Annotated in this window: 18 protein-coding genes; 7 read left to right on the forward strand and 11 right to left on the reverse strand. The window is 60.0% G+C overall.

What is annotated here, in order from left to right; translation table 11 throughout:
- Window positions 1-13: 13 nt before the first annotated feature.
- Complete coding sequence (locus AC1MDT_RS24970) at window positions 14-1363, reverse strand: MATE family efflux transporter (protein ID WP_480419412.1); 1350 nt, start codon at window positions 1361-1363, stop codon at window positions 14-16.
- Between the two features lie 174 nt (window positions 1364-1537).
- Window positions 1538-1831 carry a hypothetical protein gene (locus tag AC1MDT_RS24975; protein WP_480419413.1) on the reverse strand — a complete coding sequence of 98 codons (294 nt, stop codon included), beginning with the start codon at window positions 1829-1831 and terminating at the stop codon, window positions 1538-1540.
- A 144-nt stretch (window positions 1832-1975) separates the two neighbouring features.
- Between AC1MDT_RS24975 and AC1MDT_RS24980 the strand changes: the two genes are divergently transcribed.
- From AC1MDT_RS24980 to AC1MDT_RS25000, 5 genes are all read left to right on the forward strand, one after another.
- Window positions 1976-2278 (forward strand): MazG-like family protein, encoded by a 303-nt coding sequence (locus tag AC1MDT_RS24980; protein WP_480419414.1) that lies wholly within the window; start codon window positions 1976-1978, stop codon window positions 2276-2278.
- Window positions 2278-3027 carry a methyltransferase domain-containing protein gene (locus tag AC1MDT_RS24985; protein WP_480419415.1) on the forward strand — a complete coding sequence of 250 codons (750 nt, stop codon included), beginning with the start codon at window positions 2278-2280 and terminating at the stop codon, window positions 3025-3027. The genes AC1MDT_RS24980 and AC1MDT_RS24985 overlap by 1 nt, the downstream gene beginning before the upstream one ends.
- Before the next feature lie 12 nt (window positions 3028-3039).
- The gene (locus AC1MDT_RS24990) at window positions 3040-3654 is read left to right on the forward strand and encodes a DUF4136 domain-containing protein (protein WP_480419416.1); all 615 of its coding nucleotides are present in this window, start codon (window positions 3040-3042) and stop codon (window positions 3652-3654) included.
- Between the two features lie 54 nt (window positions 3655-3708).
- On the forward strand, window positions 3709-4266 hold the full coding sequence (locus tag AC1MDT_RS24995; RefSeq protein WP_480419417.1) for a DUF4136 domain-containing protein: 558 nt from the start codon (window positions 3709-3711) through the stop codon (window positions 4264-4266).
- A 239-nt stretch (window positions 4267-4505) separates the two neighbouring features.
- Complete coding sequence (locus AC1MDT_RS25000; RefSeq protein ID WP_480419418.1) at window positions 4506-6476, forward strand: TadG family pilus assembly protein; 1971 nt, start codon at window positions 4506-4508, stop codon at window positions 6474-6476.
- Here the strand turns inward: AC1MDT_RS25000 and AC1MDT_RS25005 are convergent.
- Complete coding sequence (locus AC1MDT_RS25005; RefSeq protein ID WP_480419419.1) at window positions 6473-9199, reverse strand: PAS domain-containing sensor histidine kinase; 2727 nt, start codon at window positions 9197-9199, stop codon at window positions 6473-6475. The genes AC1MDT_RS25000 and AC1MDT_RS25005 overlap by 4 nt on opposite strands.
- Window positions 9196-9636 (reverse strand): TadE/TadG family type IV pilus assembly protein, encoded by a 441-nt coding sequence (locus AC1MDT_RS25010; protein WP_480419420.1) that lies wholly within the window; start codon window positions 9634-9636, stop codon window positions 9196-9198. The genes AC1MDT_RS25005 and AC1MDT_RS25010 overlap by 4 nt, the downstream gene beginning before the upstream one ends.
- Window positions 9637-9711: 75 nt before the next feature.
- Here AC1MDT_RS25010 and AC1MDT_RS25015 point away from each other — a divergent pair, with 75 nt between their 5' ends.
- Entirely contained in the window at window positions 9712-10203 is a 492-nt protein-coding gene (locus AC1MDT_RS25015) for an A24 family peptidase (RefSeq protein WP_480419421.1), read from the forward strand.
- 94 nt (window positions 10204-10297) lie between these two features.
- Window positions 10298-11086 (forward strand): response regulator, encoded by a 789-nt coding sequence (locus AC1MDT_RS25020; protein WP_480419422.1) that lies wholly within the window; start codon window positions 10298-10300, stop codon window positions 11084-11086.
- Window positions 11087-11835: 749 nt separating this feature from the next.
- Here the strand turns inward: AC1MDT_RS25020 and AC1MDT_RS25025 are convergent.
- The 7 genes from AC1MDT_RS25025 to AC1MDT_RS25055 are packed head-to-tail and all read right to left on the reverse strand — an operon-like array spanning window position 11836 to window position 18356.
- Entirely contained in the window at window positions 11836-12111 is a 276-nt protein-coding gene (locus AC1MDT_RS25025) for a DUF3613 domain-containing protein (protein ID WP_480419423.1), read from the reverse strand.
- A gap of 12 nt (window positions 12112-12123) precedes the next feature.
- The gene (locus AC1MDT_RS25030; RefSeq protein ID WP_480419424.1) at window positions 12124-12837 is read right to left on the reverse strand and encodes a hypothetical protein; all 714 of its coding nucleotides are present in this window, start codon (window positions 12835-12837) and stop codon (window positions 12124-12126) included.
- Window positions 12838-12847: 10 nt separating this feature from the next.
- Window positions 12848-13738, reverse strand: coding sequence for a type II secretion system F family protein (locus tag AC1MDT_RS25035; protein WP_480419425.1), 891 nt, complete (start codon window positions 13736-13738; stop codon window positions 12848-12850).
- Window positions 13735-14619, reverse strand: coding sequence for a type II secretion system F family protein (locus tag AC1MDT_RS25040; RefSeq protein WP_480419426.1), 885 nt, complete (start codon window positions 14617-14619; stop codon window positions 13735-13737). Before AC1MDT_RS25040 ends, AC1MDT_RS25035 begins: the two co-directional genes overlap by 4 nt.
- A 10-nt stretch (window positions 14620-14629) precedes the next feature.
- A complete protein-coding gene (locus tag AC1MDT_RS25045; RefSeq protein ID WP_480419427.1) occupies window positions 14630-15910 on the reverse strand; it encodes a TadA family conjugal transfer-associated ATPase in 1281 nt (426 codons plus the stop codon).
- The gene (locus AC1MDT_RS25050) at window positions 15907-17097 is read right to left on the reverse strand and encodes a CpaE/TadZ family protein (RefSeq protein ID WP_480419428.1); all 1191 of its coding nucleotides are present in this window, start codon (window positions 17095-17097) and stop codon (window positions 15907-15909) included. The genes AC1MDT_RS25045 and AC1MDT_RS25050 overlap by 4 nt, the downstream gene beginning before the upstream one ends.
- Complete coding sequence (locus tag AC1MDT_RS25055; protein WP_480419429.1) at window positions 17094-18356, reverse strand: type II and III secretion system protein family protein; 1263 nt, start codon at window positions 18354-18356, stop codon at window positions 17094-17096. The genes AC1MDT_RS25050 and AC1MDT_RS25055 overlap by 4 nt, the downstream gene beginning before the upstream one ends.
- Window positions 18357-18359 lie beyond the last annotated feature (3 nt).

Here is an 18359-nt window from a genome sequence, read left to right on the forward strand (position 1 = left end):
GTGCCATGCTGGCTCAGTGAGCCTGACTGGCGAACCAGCCGTCATTTTTGCGCAGCAGCCAGGCAAATGCGCCGAGGGTCAGGCTGCGCAGCAACATGAACAACAGAAAAGTTATCCACAGCCCATGATTGCCCAGACCTTGCAGCGCCCAGGCGAACGGCAGCAGCAGCGCCACCGTCAGCAGCATGCCGTTACGCATTTCCCGGGCGCGGGTGGCGCCGATGAACAGCCCGTCGAGCAGGTAGCTCCAGACGGCAATCAGCGGCAGCGCGGCGAGGTAAGGCAGGTAGATGAACGCCGTGTCGCGCACGCTCTGAATATTGGTCTGCATCTCGATGAACAGGTGCCCGGCGAACAGGAACAGTGCGGCAAATCCCAGACTCGCCAGTAACGACCAGCCGCAGGCCACCACCAGGGAGCGACGCAGGGCATCACGGTCGCGAGCGCCGATGGCATGCCCGCACAGAGCCTCCACGGCATGGGCCAAGCCATCAAGCGCGTGGGCGGTCAGCAGCAAGCCGTTGAGCAGCAGCGCATTGGCGGCGACGGTGGCATCACCCAGCCGGGCGCCCTGCACGGTAATCAGGAAAAACACCGATTGCAGCGCCAGGCTGCGAATGAAAATGTCGCGGTTGACCGCCAGCAATGGGCGCCAGCTCTGCCACAACGCCAAGGCGGCCCAGGCAATGTGGCCGGGGTAGGCGCGCAGTGCCTTGCGAGTCATCAGCAAACCGATCAGTGCGCCCGTCCATTCGGCGATCACCGAGGCCCGCGCGGCACCGACGACGCCCCAATCCAGTCCGAGGACGAACCACAGGTTCAAAGCAATATTGACCAGGTTGGTGCTCAATAGAATTGCCAGGGGCGCCCTCGCGTTCTGCGTGCCGAGGAACCAGCCAACCAACGCATAGCTGGCCAGCGCAGCCGGCAAACCGAACAACCGGGTGTGGAAAAACTCGCGGGTTAGCTGATCCAGTGCTGCCGAGGGTTGCATGAAGTGCAGCGCAACACTGCTCAACGGCACACCTAATGCTCCCAACACCAGCGCCAGCCCCATGGCCAGTAACAGACCCTGAAGCAAAATCTGCCGCAGTGCCGCACCATCGTCACGCCCGGCGGCCTGGGCGGCGAAACCGGTCGTGCCCATGCGCAGGAAGCCCATGGCCCAGGCAAGAAAGGTGTAAAGACTGGCCCCGACCGCGACCGCGCCCAACTGGTGGGCATGGGGCAAATGGCCGATGACTGTGCTATCGACCAGCGCCACCAGCGGCACGGAAATATTCGAAAGAATCATCGGCGCAGCCAGCGCCCAGACCCGACGATGGGTAGGGCGGTCGCGCCAGTCGGCGATTAGATTGGACATGCAGGCTCCTTGGGGGAGCGGGCATTGTAGCGGGACATTTGCAACCCTGTAGGAGCGAGCTTGCTCCGGGCGGCGTTCCGACGAAGAACGTTAACGATAACGCGTTCATCCTGAATAAACGCGTTGCTCTTAAGTCTTTCGCGAGCAAGCTCACTCCTACAAGGAATGGCGGGGTTAGTGGATGATCCAGCTCAACAACCACAAACCCAGCAGCAACCAGATGATCCCCATGATGATCGACGCATTCATGAACGCCCGAATCGCCGACCACAACAGCATCAACCCAATAACCAAAGCGATGATGCTGATGATCGAAGTGTCCATCCCCAACGTCCGGGACAATCCGTCGACAAAGTTGCTGCCGGCGTGGCTCAGGGCATTGAACAAGCCACTGAGACCGTCAACGATAAAGCGGATGACTGTGCCGAGTGCCTGGCCGAGCCATTCGAAAAAACTTTCTACCTGCATGTCGTTAACGTCCTGATGTAAGTAATTGAGCCTTGGGCCATGGATCGCTGTGGCGGGTTCCCCTCAAGCATAGTGGTTTTGCAGCGCTTGCCGCTTGCCTTCACTCGTTATCCCCCCGAAGCTATACGCCTTCAGGAGAGCCCGATGAACTTAGTTGAACTGACCGAACGCCTGCACGCCATCCGTGACCGCAATGATTGGCGGCCATTCCACAGCCCGAAAAACCTGGCCATGGCCGCCAGTGTGGAAATGTCCGAGCTGGTGGAAATTTTCCAGTGGCTGACCGAAGACCAGTCACGTCAGCTACCGGCGGACAAACTGGCCCATGCCGGGCAGGAAATCGGCGACATCGTGCTCTATTTACTGCTGCTGTGCAGCGAGTTGGGGTTGGACATGAATGAAGTCGTGCACAACAAACTCGCGGACAGTGAGCGGAGGTTCAGCTGATGAGTGATCGTCATTTCGATTTGCTGGCGACCCGTTTTGCCGAAAAAATCTACGGTGGGGCCAAAGGTGCGATCCGTCTGGCCGTGCTTCAAGCGGACCTGGCCGAAGCCTTGCCGGACCGACCCCTACGCGTGCTGGACATCGGCGCCGGCCTTGGCCACATGTCGTTGTGGCTAGCCCAGCGCGGCCATGACGTTACGCTGGCCGAACCCGCCGAGCCGATGCTTGAAGGCGCGCGCCAGCGCTTCGCCGAGGCCGGGCAGACGGCGAGGTTCATTCAGGCCCCATGGCAGGACCTGCTCGGTCAACTCACCGAACCTTACGACCTGGTGCTGTGCCACGCCGTGCTGGAGTGGCTGGCCGAACCGCATGCGATCCTGCCGGTCTTGCATCAGCTCACGACAAAAGATGGCTGGTTGTCGCTGGCCTTCTACAACCGCGATGCGCTGATCTACCGCAATTTGCTCAAGGGCCATTTCCGCAAAATGCGCAAGAACGATATGGCCGGTGAGAAGCAGAGCCTGACCCCGCAGCAGCCGCTCGATCCACGTGAACTGGCGGCGCAACTTGAGGGTATGTGGCAGGTCGAAACCCAGAGTGGGGTGCGGGTTTTTCACGACTACATGCCGGTGGAATTCCAGGCCCGCGCCGAACTGGCGGACTTGCTGGAAATGGAGCTGGCTCACCGTCGCCACCCAAGCTTTGCCGGGCTAGGGCGTTACTTGCACTGGATCTGTCGGCCGGTCTGATCGGAGCGCTAAATGAAAAGTCGTTCAGGGTTGTTGGTGATCTGTCTGGGGTTGGCCGCCTGCCAGGGCAGTAACCCTTATGTGGCAACCTCCAACCCCTTGCCCTCCGCCCCGCCTCAAGCGGCCAACACCTTCGACCGCAGTGCCTACCCGGCACCGACGCGTGACTATGGGCGCTATCGCAGTTGGGCCTGGCTCAACGGACACCTGCCTCAGGGCACTGCGTGGGCGGATTCGGCACAGATCGCTGAAGCGGTCAGTAATGCCCTCGATCAACGCGGATTGCGCCCCCTGCATGACAATCGGCCAGCGGACTTGTTTGTCAGCGCCGATCTGCGACTGGAAACCCGCTTGCGTCAGGTCCAGGACGACTATGGTTACTACGGCGCAGGTTATGGCGGCTACAACCGGTACGGAAACGGTTATGGCATGTACAACACGGTGCCGATCGTGCGCACCTATCAAGAGCAGGTCGTGGTCGTGCGGGTGGATATGTTCGACGCGGGCACCGGTCAGCCCGTGTGGAGTTCCAGCGCCGAAACCAGCAACAAGGGCAGTCAAAGCGAGCAAGCGGATGCCATGCGCAAGGCTGTGGAAAAGGCCATGTCGGCGTATCCTCCTAGTTAACTTCCGTAGTTAAGAAGCACTCTGCAGGATCATGTTTTCAATCGGAGAAAAATCATGTTCCGCCATTTCGTTTTACTGGCCATGGCCGTGCTGCTCAGTGCGTGCGCCGCCAACCGGGTCAACCATGACTACGACGCCAGCCGTGATTTCGCGGCCTATCGAAGCTGGACCTGGAAAGAACCTGCCCTGCAATATCGTCCCGATGACCCTCGAATCAAAAGCGACCTGACCGAGCAACGCGTGCGTCAGGCGGTTGCCGATCAGCTGGACCAGCGTGGCTTGCGCCCGGCCGCTGCCGGCAGCAAGGGTGATTTGCACGTGCAGACTTACCTGATCGTCGAAGAGCGTCAGCAACAGGTCAGCACCAACTATGGCGGCAGTTGGGGAAACCCATGGAACGGTTACTGGGGCGCGCCGATGTACAACGAAACCCGCAATATCACCTATAAGGTCGCGACCATTCAGATCGACCTGCTCGATGGCAAAGACGGCAAACTGGTGTGGCGCGGCAGCGACGAACAAATGCTCAGCCGTACCCCCAACCCGACTGATCGCACGAATGCGATATACGAAACCGTCAAGCGAATATTGGCCAACTACCCACCCAAATAAACCATCAACCCCTTGTAGGAGCGAGCTTGCTCCGGGCGGCGATCCGACGAAGGTGTGTCAGCTACATAGGTGTTGACTGACACACCATCGTCGGATCGCCGCCCGGAGCAAGCTCGCTCCTACAAGGGGATTTTTTTTGTGAGTGGTAGCGAGTTGCCAGCAGCCTCGTCAACCCTTGTCTACACTGCTGTTCACTTACAGAGGTAACCCTCGGCCGTGCGCTGGCAAAGGAGTGCGCGATGTCTTTTGGCATGCAGTTTCATGGCCCGGTTCGGCAACGGGGGGCGATTGGTTTGATGGCGGCGCTGACGTTGGCGCTGGCGCTGGTGTTTTCGCTGGTCGTGATCGACAGCGGTCGGCTCTATCTGGAAAAACGCACCCTGCAACGCGTCGCCGACATGGCCGTGCTGGAGGCGGTCAGCCGTAACGGAGATTGCCAGTCCCCGACGTTCAGCGCTGCGGGCTTTGCCCTCGAAAGTGCCAACCGAAACGGTTACAACGCTGCCAATGGCATGACTCTGAACGTTGCCTGCGGCTCATTGCAGACTGGGTCCGACAACCTTCGAACCTTCGCTGTCGATGCCAGTAAAAAAGAGGCGGTTCGCGTGGTCGTGACCCATACGGTATCGACCAGTATCGCTGGGGGGATCTATGCGCTGGTGGGGCCGGGCCCCGTCAGCCTGACCACGCTACTCACGGCGACAGCCGTCAGTGCCCCGGCACCCCTGCCACCCCTGGCGATGCTGACCATCGGCAGTACGGCGCTGGTGGTCGATTCAAGCAAATCGGCCGCGTTGAATCTGCTGTTGGGGCAAATGCTAGGCAGCAGCCTGAACTTGAGTGTCGCCGGGTGGCAAGGTCTGGTCGACAGCCAGATCAGCCTGCTGAGCTACCTGAACCAATTGGCCGTCGACGTGAATGTCAGTCCGGGGAACTACACGCAGTTGCTGAACACCAGCATCGGCCTGAACCAACTGCTGGACACGGCCATCACCGTACTTCAGGCCGGCGGCACGACCACCAGTGTGGCAATCAGCGGCCTGACCGGTCTCAAGGCTGCGGCGGGCAGTACCTCCATTGTTCTGGGGCAATTGCTGCAACTGCAAACCGGCGCGGTGTCCTCGGCGCTCAATACCAATTTGCAGGTGTTCCAGCTGGTCGAGGCCTTTATACAGTTGGCTAACAGCCAGAACGCTGCGGTCGCTAACATTCCTCTGAGCATTCCAGGCCTGGCCAATGGTGTGGTCAAGGTCAAAGTCATCCAGCCACCGCAGTTGTCGGCCATCGGCAATCCGGCGCTGGTCAATGGCCAGCTCAATGATCCCAACCGGATCTATGTGCGTACCGCGCAAGTGCGTACGGTGCTGTCGCTCAATTTGCCGGTGCTGTCGGCTATCAGTGGCCTGACCAGCGCCCTTACCAGCAACGCATTGGTGGGCGGGCTGACCGATGCCCTGGACAACTTGTTGCACCTGAATCTGGCCGGTACGCTGGGTTCACTGCTGTGCACATTGACCGGTACGTGCCAGATCACCGATCTGAAAGTCCTGCCCACGCCGACCATCGACATCGCGTTGGACGTGGCCGCAGCCGACAGTCACGTCACCGGTTACACCTGTGTCAGCGATGCCACCAAAACCCTGACCACCCAGACCAACACATCGCTGGTGAAACTAAAAGTCGGCAAGATCAATACCGCCAACGCCTTTTCTTCATCGGCCGATGTCAGTGTGCAGCCCTTGGCATTGATTGATATCGGCAAGGTCAGCTGCGTGTTCTGGGTCTGCAATCAAGGCACTCGCGTGCCCTTTTATGGCGGTGGCCTGGGCGTAGAAATCGACACCTCGGTTGCCAGCACCCAAAGTAGCCATGTCTACAACCAGCCACCGGAAATCATGCAGCCACCGCTTTACTACAGCTTGGGCACGCAAGGTATTGTCAACAGCCTGCAAGGGACCTTGAGCGGTATACAGGTGCAGGCTTACCAGCCGACGGGTTCAAGTCTGCTGGGTGGCTTGCTGGTCGTGGTGGCCGGTACCCTCAGCGGCGTGCAAAGTACCTTGGGTACTGCGATCCAGACATTGCTCAGCCCCGTGCTCGACCCCATTCTCAACGGGCTGCTGGCCAATCTCGGGATCACCCTGAACAAGGTCGATGTCGGTGCCAACCTGAGTTGCAAACCACCGGGACGCCCGTCGCTGGTGATCTAGTCAGCCGCCACTATTGGCAACTCAATGCAAAACCGTGCACCCTCGGTCGAGTTGCAGACGCTGAGTTTTCCGCCCATGTTCTCGACGATACCGTAACTCACCGACAACCCGAGCCCGGTGCCGACACCCACTGGTTTGGTGGTGAAGAACGGCTCGAAAATCCGCTCCAGCAGCCGAGGATCGATACCGCCGCCGTTGTCCTCGACCCACAGTCTGACCGATTGCTGGTCGCGGTCGGCGTACACCGAGATCCACGGATTGAACTCACGGTCGGCCTCGCGCTTGCTCAGCAACGCATCCCGAGCATTGACCATCAGGTTGATCAGCACTTGCTCCAACTGATCGACGTAACCGCGCACCTGCACCTCAAAACCGGTCTCGCTGACGCGCAGGTCGACCCCTTTGCCGCGCATGCCTTCGGCCAGCAACGACAACGTGCCTTCGATGGCATGAGCCGGGTTGAACGGATGCTGCTCGATCTCAGAGCGGCGGCCAAACACGCGCATGTGATCGACCACACGGGCGGCGCGCTGGACCTGGGCATCGATGCGGTTAAGTTTGTCAGTGAGGTAATCGACCTGCACATCGCCGTTGCTCAAACGCTTGAGCACATTGACGATCGCCATGCGCATCACATTCAGCGGCTGGTTGATTTCATGCGCGAGCCCGGTAGCCATTTCGCCGAGAGTGGCCATTTTGGCGCTTTGAGTGAGTTGCTGTTGCGAACGCCTGACCTCGGTGTTGTCGCGGCCCACGGCCTGAACTTCCAACAAGCGGCCTTGATCATCGAACACCCCTCGATCCGACCAGACCCACCAGGCATGCTCCCGCCCCGGCAGTTGCAGATTGATTTCCGCGGTACTGACCGGATACTCGGGGCTCAGTTGGCCGAGCCGCTGGAGGAACGTTTCGCGCTGTTGCTGCGACATCCAGCTGCCCAGATTCACCCCCGGCAGCTGCTCGGGTGAGCATTCCATATAGGTCGCCAACGGTCGGTTGCCGAAGGTCAGGCTCAGGTCCGGGCGATAGCGGCAGATCATCGCCGGGGAATCTTCCACCAGGATTCGATAGCGCTCTTCACTCTGTTTCACCTGCTCGGCGGCCAGGGTCGCTTCGGTCACGTCCAGCCACAGACCGACCGCTTCCACCGGCAGGCCCAGGTCGTCGCGCAGCAACTTGGCTTCGTCCAATAGCCAGTGGTAGTCGCCGCGACTGTCGCGCAGTCGATAGCGGGCGCGCACCGAACCTTCACGCAGCAACTGGCGTGTGCGCTCGAAATAGCGATCGCGGTCCTCGGGGTGAACCCGTTCCGCCAGCGCCCCGGCGGCGCAATCGGCAAGGGTCCAGCCGAGCAACGGCAGCAAGCTGTCACTGAAAAACGTCGGTTGCAGTGCACCTTCGACATAGCGCTGCACATAGATCACCGCCGGTGAACTGGCGATCAGGTTATCCAGCCGGGCATGGGCTGCCGCGGCGTGCTGTTGCTGATTCTTGATGTCGCTGATGTCGAGCATGAAACCCACTAGCCGCCGCTGTGTACCGACACCCTGGGCCTGGCCTTGCAAGCGATACCAGATCGGTGCGTGTGCCAACCGTACGCACAGGAGCAAGGGTTTGCCGTCATTTTGCAAATCCTGCAAGCGACTGTTCAGCTCTTCGCGGTCGGCGGGATGTATTTCATCGAGCCAGTCGTGGAGCGGCAAACGGGCACTTTCAAGGTTCAGGAGGGTGGCCAGTGACGGGGCCAGTTGCACTTCGTCACGTTCGCTGAAGAGCTCCCACCATCCGGCGCCGAGCAAGTCTTGCAGTGACTCCAGCCGCTCCAGTTGCAAATGGTGCCGGTGCTCGCGCAAGCGCTCCAGTAACGGGCCAGCGAGCGCGGCGGCGAACTGCAACCAGTCACGCTCGCTGACGTCGGGTGCACGTTGCTGCACCGGGTAAAAACCACAGAGTAACCAGGCGGCCACGCCCTGAACGTCGTGATAAGGCACCGCAAACCCTTCGGCATTGCCAAAAGTGCTTTGCAGGCGCGGATGCTCCCCGGGGGGCAGGTGTTGGGGCGCGGAGCCATTCAAACTGTCGAGTCCCGTGCCCAGGCGCTGGCCGTTATGCCACAACCCAGGCGCGTCGAAGGCAGCATAGTGCTGATGAATCTGCCAACCCTGTTCCTGCTCGTCGAGTAACGCTATGGCGATGCACGGGATCTGCAAGCGCTGGGCCAGGCCTTGCAGCTGCTCCATCAGCACGTCGGGCAGGCGCGTCAGGGTACACAGGCGTAATTGCTCGCCGATCTGCGCGGCGAGGAATTGGTACTGTTCGCGACTGCGGGCTTGCCGGCGTTCGAGCAGCAAGTCGCCGATGTCCAGCAACTGCAGCAACCAGGCATCGGCCAGCGGCTGGACCCAGCCGCGCAGGTGCAGGGGGTGTCCACTGAGGCTGTAGAAATCCAGGTCCAGTGTCTGTCCCTGCCAATCAGCAGGCGTGCCTTCGATGGCCAGTTGGCTGTGAGGCATGAGTAACTCAAGCAAGTGCGGCGTCTGCGCGGCGGGAATCTGCTGAGCCAGTGCATGCCGCAAGGGGCCGGTCAGGTGCGTTACTCGACCTTCAGCATTCAGGTGCACCTGCAAACCGACGCTTCGCACGCTCAGGGGGGCCGGCGCAACCTGTTGCGGTGGCGGGTGGCGGTTAAGCAGACGCCCGAACAGTTTGTCCCCGGAACTCAAAATTGCAGGCTCGAACTGGCAGTGAGAGTCGCCGGCAGATTGGGCACAGCGCCGATTCCCGGTAGCACCAGAAACGGGATGACCTGTTTCAGTTTACTGGTGGGGTATTTGATGCTGACCTGCAACACCCCTCCAATGTAAGTGACGGTGGCGTCGGTGGCGACATTGAAATTCAGCGCGGCGGGGATCCATTTCAGTTGCCGGGCCAGTTCCGTGGTGGCAATGGTAATGACCTGGGTGTTGTAACCGGGCGTGGTCGGATCGAGCGCCACGCTTCGGCGCACGGCTTCGGCGGTCGACTGGTTAAACGATTGCATCAGCAACAGCGGCAGGCTGTAAGTCACAACCCCATAAAACACGGCGAAAAAAATTATGAACACCAGCGCGAATTCAATCGCGACGGCACCTTTTTGTTTGCGGGGGAGGCTTGTTTTCATGAGTGCGTCTACCCTGACCATCATGGCGTAATGTCAGCATAGAATCATTCAGCCAAAAAGGGTGTTTTTTACCGCATGCAAAGCTTTGCCCTACTGATCTGGCTGGCGCTATGCGCAGCGCAGGATGCTCGAGAGCAGCACATCGCCAATGGGCTGACCTTTGGTGCAGGCGTGTTGGCGCTGGCGTACCTGCTGTGGACGAACTCGACCTGGCTGGGTGCCGAAGCGGCGCAGGGCGGCTGGGCCTTTTTACTGGCGCTGGCCTTCACCCTTCCCGGTTATTCGTTGCGACGCTTGGGCGCAGGCGATGTGAAACTAATGACAGCCTTGGGTCTTGCGACGGACGGTATGCATGTGCTCGGCACGTTTATCGGCGCCGGATTGGCCAGCGTCCTCTGGTTGCTACTGGCGCCAAGAGCCTGGCTACATATGAGTCAACGCGTTAGGGATCGCCTTCGGTATCTAGGGCCTGGAACGTCAAACAAACAGCCATATGCGCCCTTCGTGCTGGTGGGTTTTTTGCTGACGCTTGCCTGGTTCCATTCCTTGTCCATTCTATGTACATAGTCAGAAATTACGTCTACTTTCAAAGCACTAGTTGTACAACCCGCGGCTGTCGGTGCAGGAACGCTCAGCCCTTTGGTCATGCAGGGAGTCGCCCGTGAACAAGCCTACCTCGGCATTGAAAGTCCTTGTGGTCGATGATCAGCCATTGATCGTTGAAGAACTCTGCGAATTCCTGGGGAGCAATGGTTATCGCTGTGTGCCGTGTCATTCGGGCAAACAAGCGATCGCGCGTTTCAATCAAGACCTGGGTATAGGCCTGGTGCTCTGTGATTTGCACATGCCCGGCATCGACGGCATCGAGCTTATTAAGGAGCTGCAACGTTTGTCCGGCAAGCATCGGGCTTTCGAGGCGATCATGCTGACTGGACGTGCAGACAAGCAGGATGTGATCAAGGCGTTGCGGGCCGGATTTGCCGATTACTTTCAGAAGCCGGTTGATCTGGAAGAGCTGCTCAATGGGTTGCGGCGTCAGGAAGTGGCGTTGCAGGAACAGCAGAAGAATCTGCAATTGGGGCATTTGAATCAGAAGCTGCAGTACCTTTCCGAATCGCTCGATGATTTGTATCAGGATCTGGATAAGGTTCGACGCGGGCCGCAGTGGTCGGATTCCGCTGAGGGTGACGTCAGTGATTTGGATCGGATGAAGATTCCGGCAATTTTCAATCAGTTGTCACCACGGCAATTGAGCGTGGCGCAGTTGGTGGGGAAGGGGCAGACGAATTATCAGATTGCCTGTGAGTTGGGGATTACCGAGAACACGGTGAAGTTGTATGTGTCGCAGGTGTTGCGGTTGACGCATATGCATAATCGCACGCAGTTGGCGTTGGCTTTGGCGTTGCCGCCGGGTAGTTCTGGGGGGCGCCAAAGCGCTACTGCTCACTAAAAATTACATAAATTGACTGTGGGAGCGGGCCTGCTCGCGAAGGCGGCCTGACAGCCGACCATTTTCTCTCAGGTCTACATATCCATTCCTGCGGTAACGGCGGCTTAGGGTTTCGCCCTTACGGCGACTCACTTTTTTTACAAGCGCCTAAAAAAAGTAAGCAAAAAAACGCTCGCCCCGAGCGTCCGGCCCCTCGCTTAGGCTCGGCGTACCCTCGCTCCGGTCCTGCTCCGTGGGCCCGCCGCCATCGGCCATCCATGGCCGGGGGCGGCTAGCCCGGCATCCATGCCGGGCTGCCCACTACGCAGAACCTCCACTCGGCCTCCCGAAGGGGCGGGCAGATCAAAAGCTGCAGGCGAGCTAACGCTCGGCCTGTTGAGTGGTGAGAAGCGACGTGTGTGCGCCGATTTGTTTTTGCTTTTCTGTGGGAGCGAGCCTGCTCGCGAAGAGGGCGGCACAATCAGCGCAAATCCCAGCCAAAATAAACACGCTTCTGTAGCAGCTGGCGAAGCCTGCGTTCGGCGGCGAAGCCGTCGTAAAACCTGTGCAGGAGGTGTATCTGATGCACCGCGTCGGCTGATTTTACGACGGCTTCGTCCGATCGCGGCCCGCGCCGAACGCAGGCTTCGCCAGCTACTACAGATTGCGTGCCGGATGGTATTCACCATCATGAAAAACCAGAGCGAATACCCACCAAATTCAAGACTGCAGGGTTGCCCTGCAACATAGAATCTCCCACAGGTTATGCACTAACCCCCGGACCCATTACTCACCTGCCCACCCGTATTCTGATCAAAGTATTGCGGGATTTCATGCTGATAACTTTTCAACCACCGCTGCAGGCTCAGCTCTCGCTCAGCAGCGGTGGAGGTCTGGGGTTTGGTTGAGGCCGCCGTGTTACTGCTTTGCAGTTGCAGCCAGCCTTCAGTTTCCTGTTGTTGGGGCGAGGCGGGGCCGGCGTCGATGGCGTGGGCGGTGAGGGGCATGGTCAGCAGAGCGAGGCAGTAGAGGGTGGTCGGTTTCATCAGGACCTCTGCTTATTGAAGGGACGTGGTGGCGACGGCAGCCACCTGGTTCGCGGCGGTCGGGGCGGGTTTGCCGGAAGTCTTGAGTTTTTCCGCGCGGGTCTGGGCTTCGGTGACTTGGGAGGGACTCAAGCCGAAGCGGCTGACCAGTTCGGCGGCGCGGCTCCAGTCGTCCTGGTAGATCAGCAGTGTGACCAGGTTCAGTGCGGCCAACGAGTCGCTCTGCTTGAGTTCCATGGCCGTCAGAAACTCAAATCGCGCATCCTCTATATGTAGTTGGTTGAGGTACACGACGCCCAGGTCATTGCGGATTTTATCGTCGGTGGGCGCCAGCCGTGCGGCCCGTTGCAGGTGGGCCAAGGCCTGGACGTTGTCGTCCTTGGCGGCGGCGAGTTGGCCGAGGCCGTGTTCGGCTTCGGCCGCCAGGCAACTGCCGAGCAGGCTGCGGTACAACGGCTCGGCTTCGCTACGCCCCAACAAACGATAGACTTTGGCTTTGCGCAAGCGTACATCGGCCGCGTTGTCAGGGAGCCTTTGCAGGTTGGCCAGGCTGGCGTGCAATTTGCCGTCGTTGGCCATGTCGTCGGCGAGGTTCATCGACAACTGTTCATCCGAGCTTAATTTGCCGCAACTGGCCGTGTTGGTCAGAGCGCTCCAGGGGGCCTGGCCGTCGCTCGCGCACCCACTTAACAACAGCAGAGTCAAACCGGCGATCATGGCTTTCATCACGTTCCCTCTAAGAAGCAAAGGCTCGGGCCAAGGCAGTAAAACCCGGGCCGGCGAGCACGATCAATAACGCCGGGAAGAGAAATAGCATCATCACGGCGGACATTTTGGCGGACATTTTGGAGGTGTATTCCTGCAAGCGTGTCAGGCGGCGGTCATCGAGCAGCTGCTTGAGGGCCAGCAGGGATTTCATCGCGCCGCCGCCCTGATGGATCAACTGCTGAAGGATGACGCAGGTGTCGGTGAACTCATCCACCGCGAGCAATCGGCTGGCCTTGCTCAGTTCTTCGCCCAGTTCCAGACCAGAGTCGACACGGGCCAGCACCAGGCGCAGTTCTTGGGTCAGCGCCGGCAATAACTGTTTACCTTCGTGGCTGAGAACTCGCAGCGACTGCTCCACCGCCATGCCCGATTCGAACAGGATGCGCAGCAGCGGGATGAAGGTGGAAATCTCCGTCGCCAATAGTTTTTGACGATGGTGCGCGGCCGCGGCGAGCAGGCGCTTGGGCAACAAGTAACCGGCACCGGTGGCAAAGGCCGGGGCGAGCCAGTGGTTGTCCACATGGGGGAAAAATACGCCCTGGATCAGCAGACTCACGGCCAGCGCCAGCACCGGCCCCCCCACCTGGAATGCCGCGAACAGCGAGCGTCGCCGGGCGCTACGCCAGCCGAGACGGTTCAGCAGCGTCTGGGTTTCGTTGTCCAGATTGACCGCACGTTGACCGATCCGGCTGTTGCCCAGGAGTTGCAACCAGTGACCTACGTGATGGTCGCCAAGCAGTTTTCCGTCCAGCCGCTGGGCCACCTGACGAATCCGTCGACGCTGTTCCAGCAGCCCGCTGAGCAGCAGCAGGGCGGCCCCCAGAAACAGCAACGCGCTGATCAGCAGCGGTATTTTCATACACTGCGCAACATGCGCCAGAGCGCCAGGCTACCCACCACCTGCAGGGCGAACGCGCTCGCGAGCATGATTTGCCCCGAGCTGTCCTGCCACATGGCGAGTAAATAATGAGGATTGGTCACCAGAAAATAGCCAGCCAGGGCAATCGGCAAACCACCCAGTACGCACGCTGTCACCCGGGTTTCTCCGGTCATGGCGCTCAGTTGGCGTGCAGCCTGTTCACGTTCGCGAATCATCTTGATCAGGTTCTCCAGCAGCTCACTGGCATTGCCGCCGTAGCGGTGATTGACCTTCAAACCGAGGGCGAACAAACGCAGTTCGTCTTTCTCATACAGCTCCGCGAGGTCTGAGGCGGCGTCCGGCAGGCTGACGCCTAATTGCACATTGCGTTGAACCCGGCTCATGGCGTTTTTCAGCGGATCTTCGGCGACCTCGATAGCGCCTAACACTGCATCGGCCAAGGTGCGTCCGGACTTTAGGCTGCGCACTGTATGGTCGAGCAGCGGCGGCAATTGTTCGATCATGCGCTTGAGTCGGCGCTGATAACGCCAGCTGATATACAGTCGTGCAGCCAGGGGCGGAACCAGCAGAAAAAGCAGTAAAGCGATCCAGCCACCCGCGGCAAAACCGAGCAAGATGCCCACCGCCCAGAGCAGCAACCACCCTCCCAGTCGGTCGGTTGGCCGCCCCAGACCTGCTCGCAAAAAGGCCCGTTCCAGCCCCGCCCCAGTATGTTTTTCCACCCCCCGTTGAACTTGCCCCTGGCTCAGGCGCCCCAGCACGCGCTTGGTGCCGCTCTGGCGCAAGCCTTTGTAGAACATGCGGATCGACAAGCCGAGCAAGGTCAGGCAAATGAGGATGAGCAGTATCGATTTCAGCATGCTGAGGCCCTCAGTACGCAGAGGGGGTAAGCGCCGACTCGCGGCGCAGTTTGTCGCCGGCGGGGTTGACCGCCTCGCGCATAAAACCGAAACCGTTGCGTCGGTCGAGCCGGAACAGCGTGTTAGTGACATACACGTCTTCACGTATGCCGACCACCTCCACCACCTCGCTGACGCAACGGCGGCCATCGGGCATACGCGTCAACTGGATCACCACATCCAATGCGGCGCAGATCATTTGCCGCAAGGTGCGTTCGGCAATGGTCCGGCCCGTCAGCCCTACCAACGTCTCCAGACGCAACAGCGCATCCTGGGCATTGTTGGCGTGCACAGTGCTCATTGAACCGTCGTGGCCGGTGTTCATTGCAGTCAACACGTCGAGCACTTCCACGCCACGTATTTCGCCGAGGATGATCCGGTCCGGACGCATCCGCAGGGCGTTGCGGATCAGGTCGCTGGCCTTCACTTCGCCGTGCCCTTCGGCATTCGGTGGGCGCGTTTCCAGGCGCACCACGTGAGGGTGGCCGAGTTGCAATTCGGCGATGTCTTCGATGGTGACCAGCCGTTCGTGAGGATTGATCAACTGGCTGAGAATGTTCAGCAGCGTGGTCTTGCCGGTGCCGGTGCCGCCGCTGATCAGAATATTGCAGCGCTTGCCCACGGCGTCCCGAATGAAATCGAAAATCGCCTGGTCGATGGTTTGCATCGCCATCAGGTCGGTGCTTTTGAGCATGTCCTTGCGAAACTTTCGAATCGACAGGCACGGGCCGTCGAGGGCAATCGGTGGAATGATCGCATTGACCCGGCTGCCGTCGGGCAGGCGCGCATCGACCATCGGCGACGATTCATCAAGTCGTCGGCCAAGGGGCGCGAGGATCCGTTGCATCACCCGCTCGACGTGGTGGGCGTCGATAAAACGAAGGTCACTTAGATGCAGCACACCCTCGCGTTCGACGAACACCCGGTGTGGGCCGTTGACCAGAATCTCGGTCACCGCCGGGTCGCGCAGCAGTACTTCCAACGGGCCGAAACCGGTGAGTTCGTCGACGATTTCTTCAGCCAGGCGCTCCATTTCGTAGCGGGAAATCGCCAGGTGCAACCGGGCGATGTACTCCGCAATCTTGTCGATGACGAATTGCGACAGCACTTGCCGCGAGCTTTCCAGCAGGTTTTTTCCGGACTCTTCGATCGCGTCAATGATGTAGCGGTGCAGTACCAGTTTCAGGCCATCGTGATCTGTATTGCCCACCGGCCCACGTTGGGGGGCGCCGAAGAGTTTTTCGCCGCTCATTGCGCGCCCCTCAACCGGTTGAACCAGCCCATCCTGGGTTTGGCCCCGCCTTCGGCACGCTTGGCCAGACGTTCGCCGAGGGCACGCAGGCTTTGGGTCAGGCCTTCCCGTGGGGCCAGCTCGAACAGGGTTACGCCCTGATTTTTGGCGTTAAGGCGTACTTCCGGGCTGTAGGCGAGCGTCGCGATGACCTCCATGCCAAAACTCTTGCCCAAAGTGTCGGAGTCCGGCGCGACGTTGCGCAGGTAGCGGTCCACCAGCAGCCGGGCGTGATCGAGCTTCATGCCTTTTTCGCGCCACAGGTTGAGCACGGCCAGGTTGCGGCGGCAGTCGAGCACATTCTGGTCGGTGTACCACAACAGCTGGTCGCAATGGCTGACGAACGTGCGCAAGGCTTCACTGTCGGGCTGGCCGGTAAGGTTCACCACAATGTGCTGGAAGTGTTGGCGCAGGGCGCTGAGCAACATGTACAACTCAGCGGCACTGGTGTGCTCCAGCAGTTCGTCGTTGCTGGCGTAGGCAAGGATCCGCATCCCGGCCTCACAGCAGGTGAACGCGCTGTCGATCAGCGTTGTGTCGAGGCGCCGCAAATGCCGCAATGCATCGCCGAAATGAAACGAACTTTCCAGGCCAAGCAACGCCAGGCTGTCGCCGCGAGGCAGACCCAGGTCGAGCAACAACGTTTGTTGCCCGCTCTTATGCACCACTTGTGCGATATGGGTGCCAAGCAGCGCACCGTCGGCATTGTTCTGCACGCCGTAAAGCACGGTCAAACCACCCAGGTGCGTGTTCGGCGCTACTGGCGGCAGGCGCTTGCCAAGCCGTCGCACAAGACCTGCGACCTCACTGGCGCGTGAACCATAGGCGACGAAATCCCGGGCTCCGGCGCGCATCGCATTCAAGACAAGCTGATTGTCCATACCGTCGCCCAGCGCGACGATCGCCAGCATCGGCTTGGCCTCCAGAGCGCCTTCGATCAGCGTGCTCTGAGCCACCACATGTTCACGATCCAGCCCGACGAACACCAGGCTGGCGAAGGTCACGTCCACCAGCGCCAACAATTCGTCGAGGCTCTCGCCTTCGGCGCTGACCACCTGGCCCAACGGGGCGAGAGCACCTTGCAGCCACTCAAGGTCAGTGCTGTTGCGCGTGATCGCGAGGAAGGTTTGACTCAGATTCTGGCTCATTGGGATAACCCGCTGCGCTTATCGAAATTGCCGTTTTCGAGGAAGTACAGGCGATACCAGTTCGGGTCGTAGTTGCGCAATTTTTCACCGGGCAATGACGGCAATTGTGCGTTGGCCGCCAAGGGTTGAACCAGGTGCGGCGTGACGATCATCAGCAGTTCACGCTCTTCACGTTTGATCGATGAGTTGCGAAAAAAGGCGCCGAGAATAGGGATGTCGCCCAGGCCGGGGAATTTGCTCACCTGTGAGGAATTTTGGGTGCTGATCAAGCCACTGATGACAAAACTCTCGCCATCGGCGAGGGAAATACTGGTGTCCGTGCGGCGAATAGTGAACGCCGGGACGGTGGTGCCGCCGATGCTCACGGCGTTGTTGTAATCGAGTTCGCTGACCTCGGGTGCCACTTTCAGGGCGATGCGGTCGTGGCTGACCACGGTCGGCGTGAGTGTCAGGCGGATCCCGAATTCCTTGTATTCGATGGAATAGCTGTTGCTGTTGGCGCTGGGTATCGGGATCGGGATCTCACCACCGGCCAGGAAACTCGCGCTCTGCCCGCTGATGGCCACCAGGCTTGGGCGCGCCAGGGTGTAGGCGAAGCCGCTGCTTTCCATGGCGTTGATAATGGCGAGGAAATTGGCGCCGCCGGCGACGATGTTGTACACGTCGTTGGCCAAGGGAATGCTCGGCACGGCGATACGCGGATCAATGTTGCGCAGCGGCAGTACACCGGGCGTCACCGCCGTATTCGGCACGGTGCCGGGGGAGCTGAAAAGGAAGTTGGAGCTTTTGCCGAAGATGGACGTGCCGGCCTCTTTCAGTTTGGTCCGGCTGACTTCGACGAAGCGTATGTCGGTCTGCACTTGCGAAGGCAACACCGGGTCATCTGACGGTAATTGGGTCGCGGAGGTCATCGCCGTGGTAGCTCGCCCCTGAACGAACACCATGCTCTGACGCGGCGCGCTGGCGCAGGCCGTCCAGACCATCAGACTGGTCGCGCCGGGCGCCATGCCGGTGAGCAGGAAGGCTTGATTGCCGTTGACTCGCACGTCGGCGATTTTCGGATCGCCCACCGCCACGCGGGTGATCGCTACGGGCGACTGTATCGCCTGTTGCAGCCCCTCACCGACTTCCAGCACTGACGGCATCGAGCCCAGCGCGGCGCAATTTCCGACGGCGGCAACGGTCATCGTGAACGGAAGCCCGCTCAACAGGAAGACCCAGAGCAGGCCGTGGAACATGGGCATGGAAATTCTGCGCATTTA

It is taken from the genome of Pseudomonas sp. ASL7 (assembly GCF_056680375.1).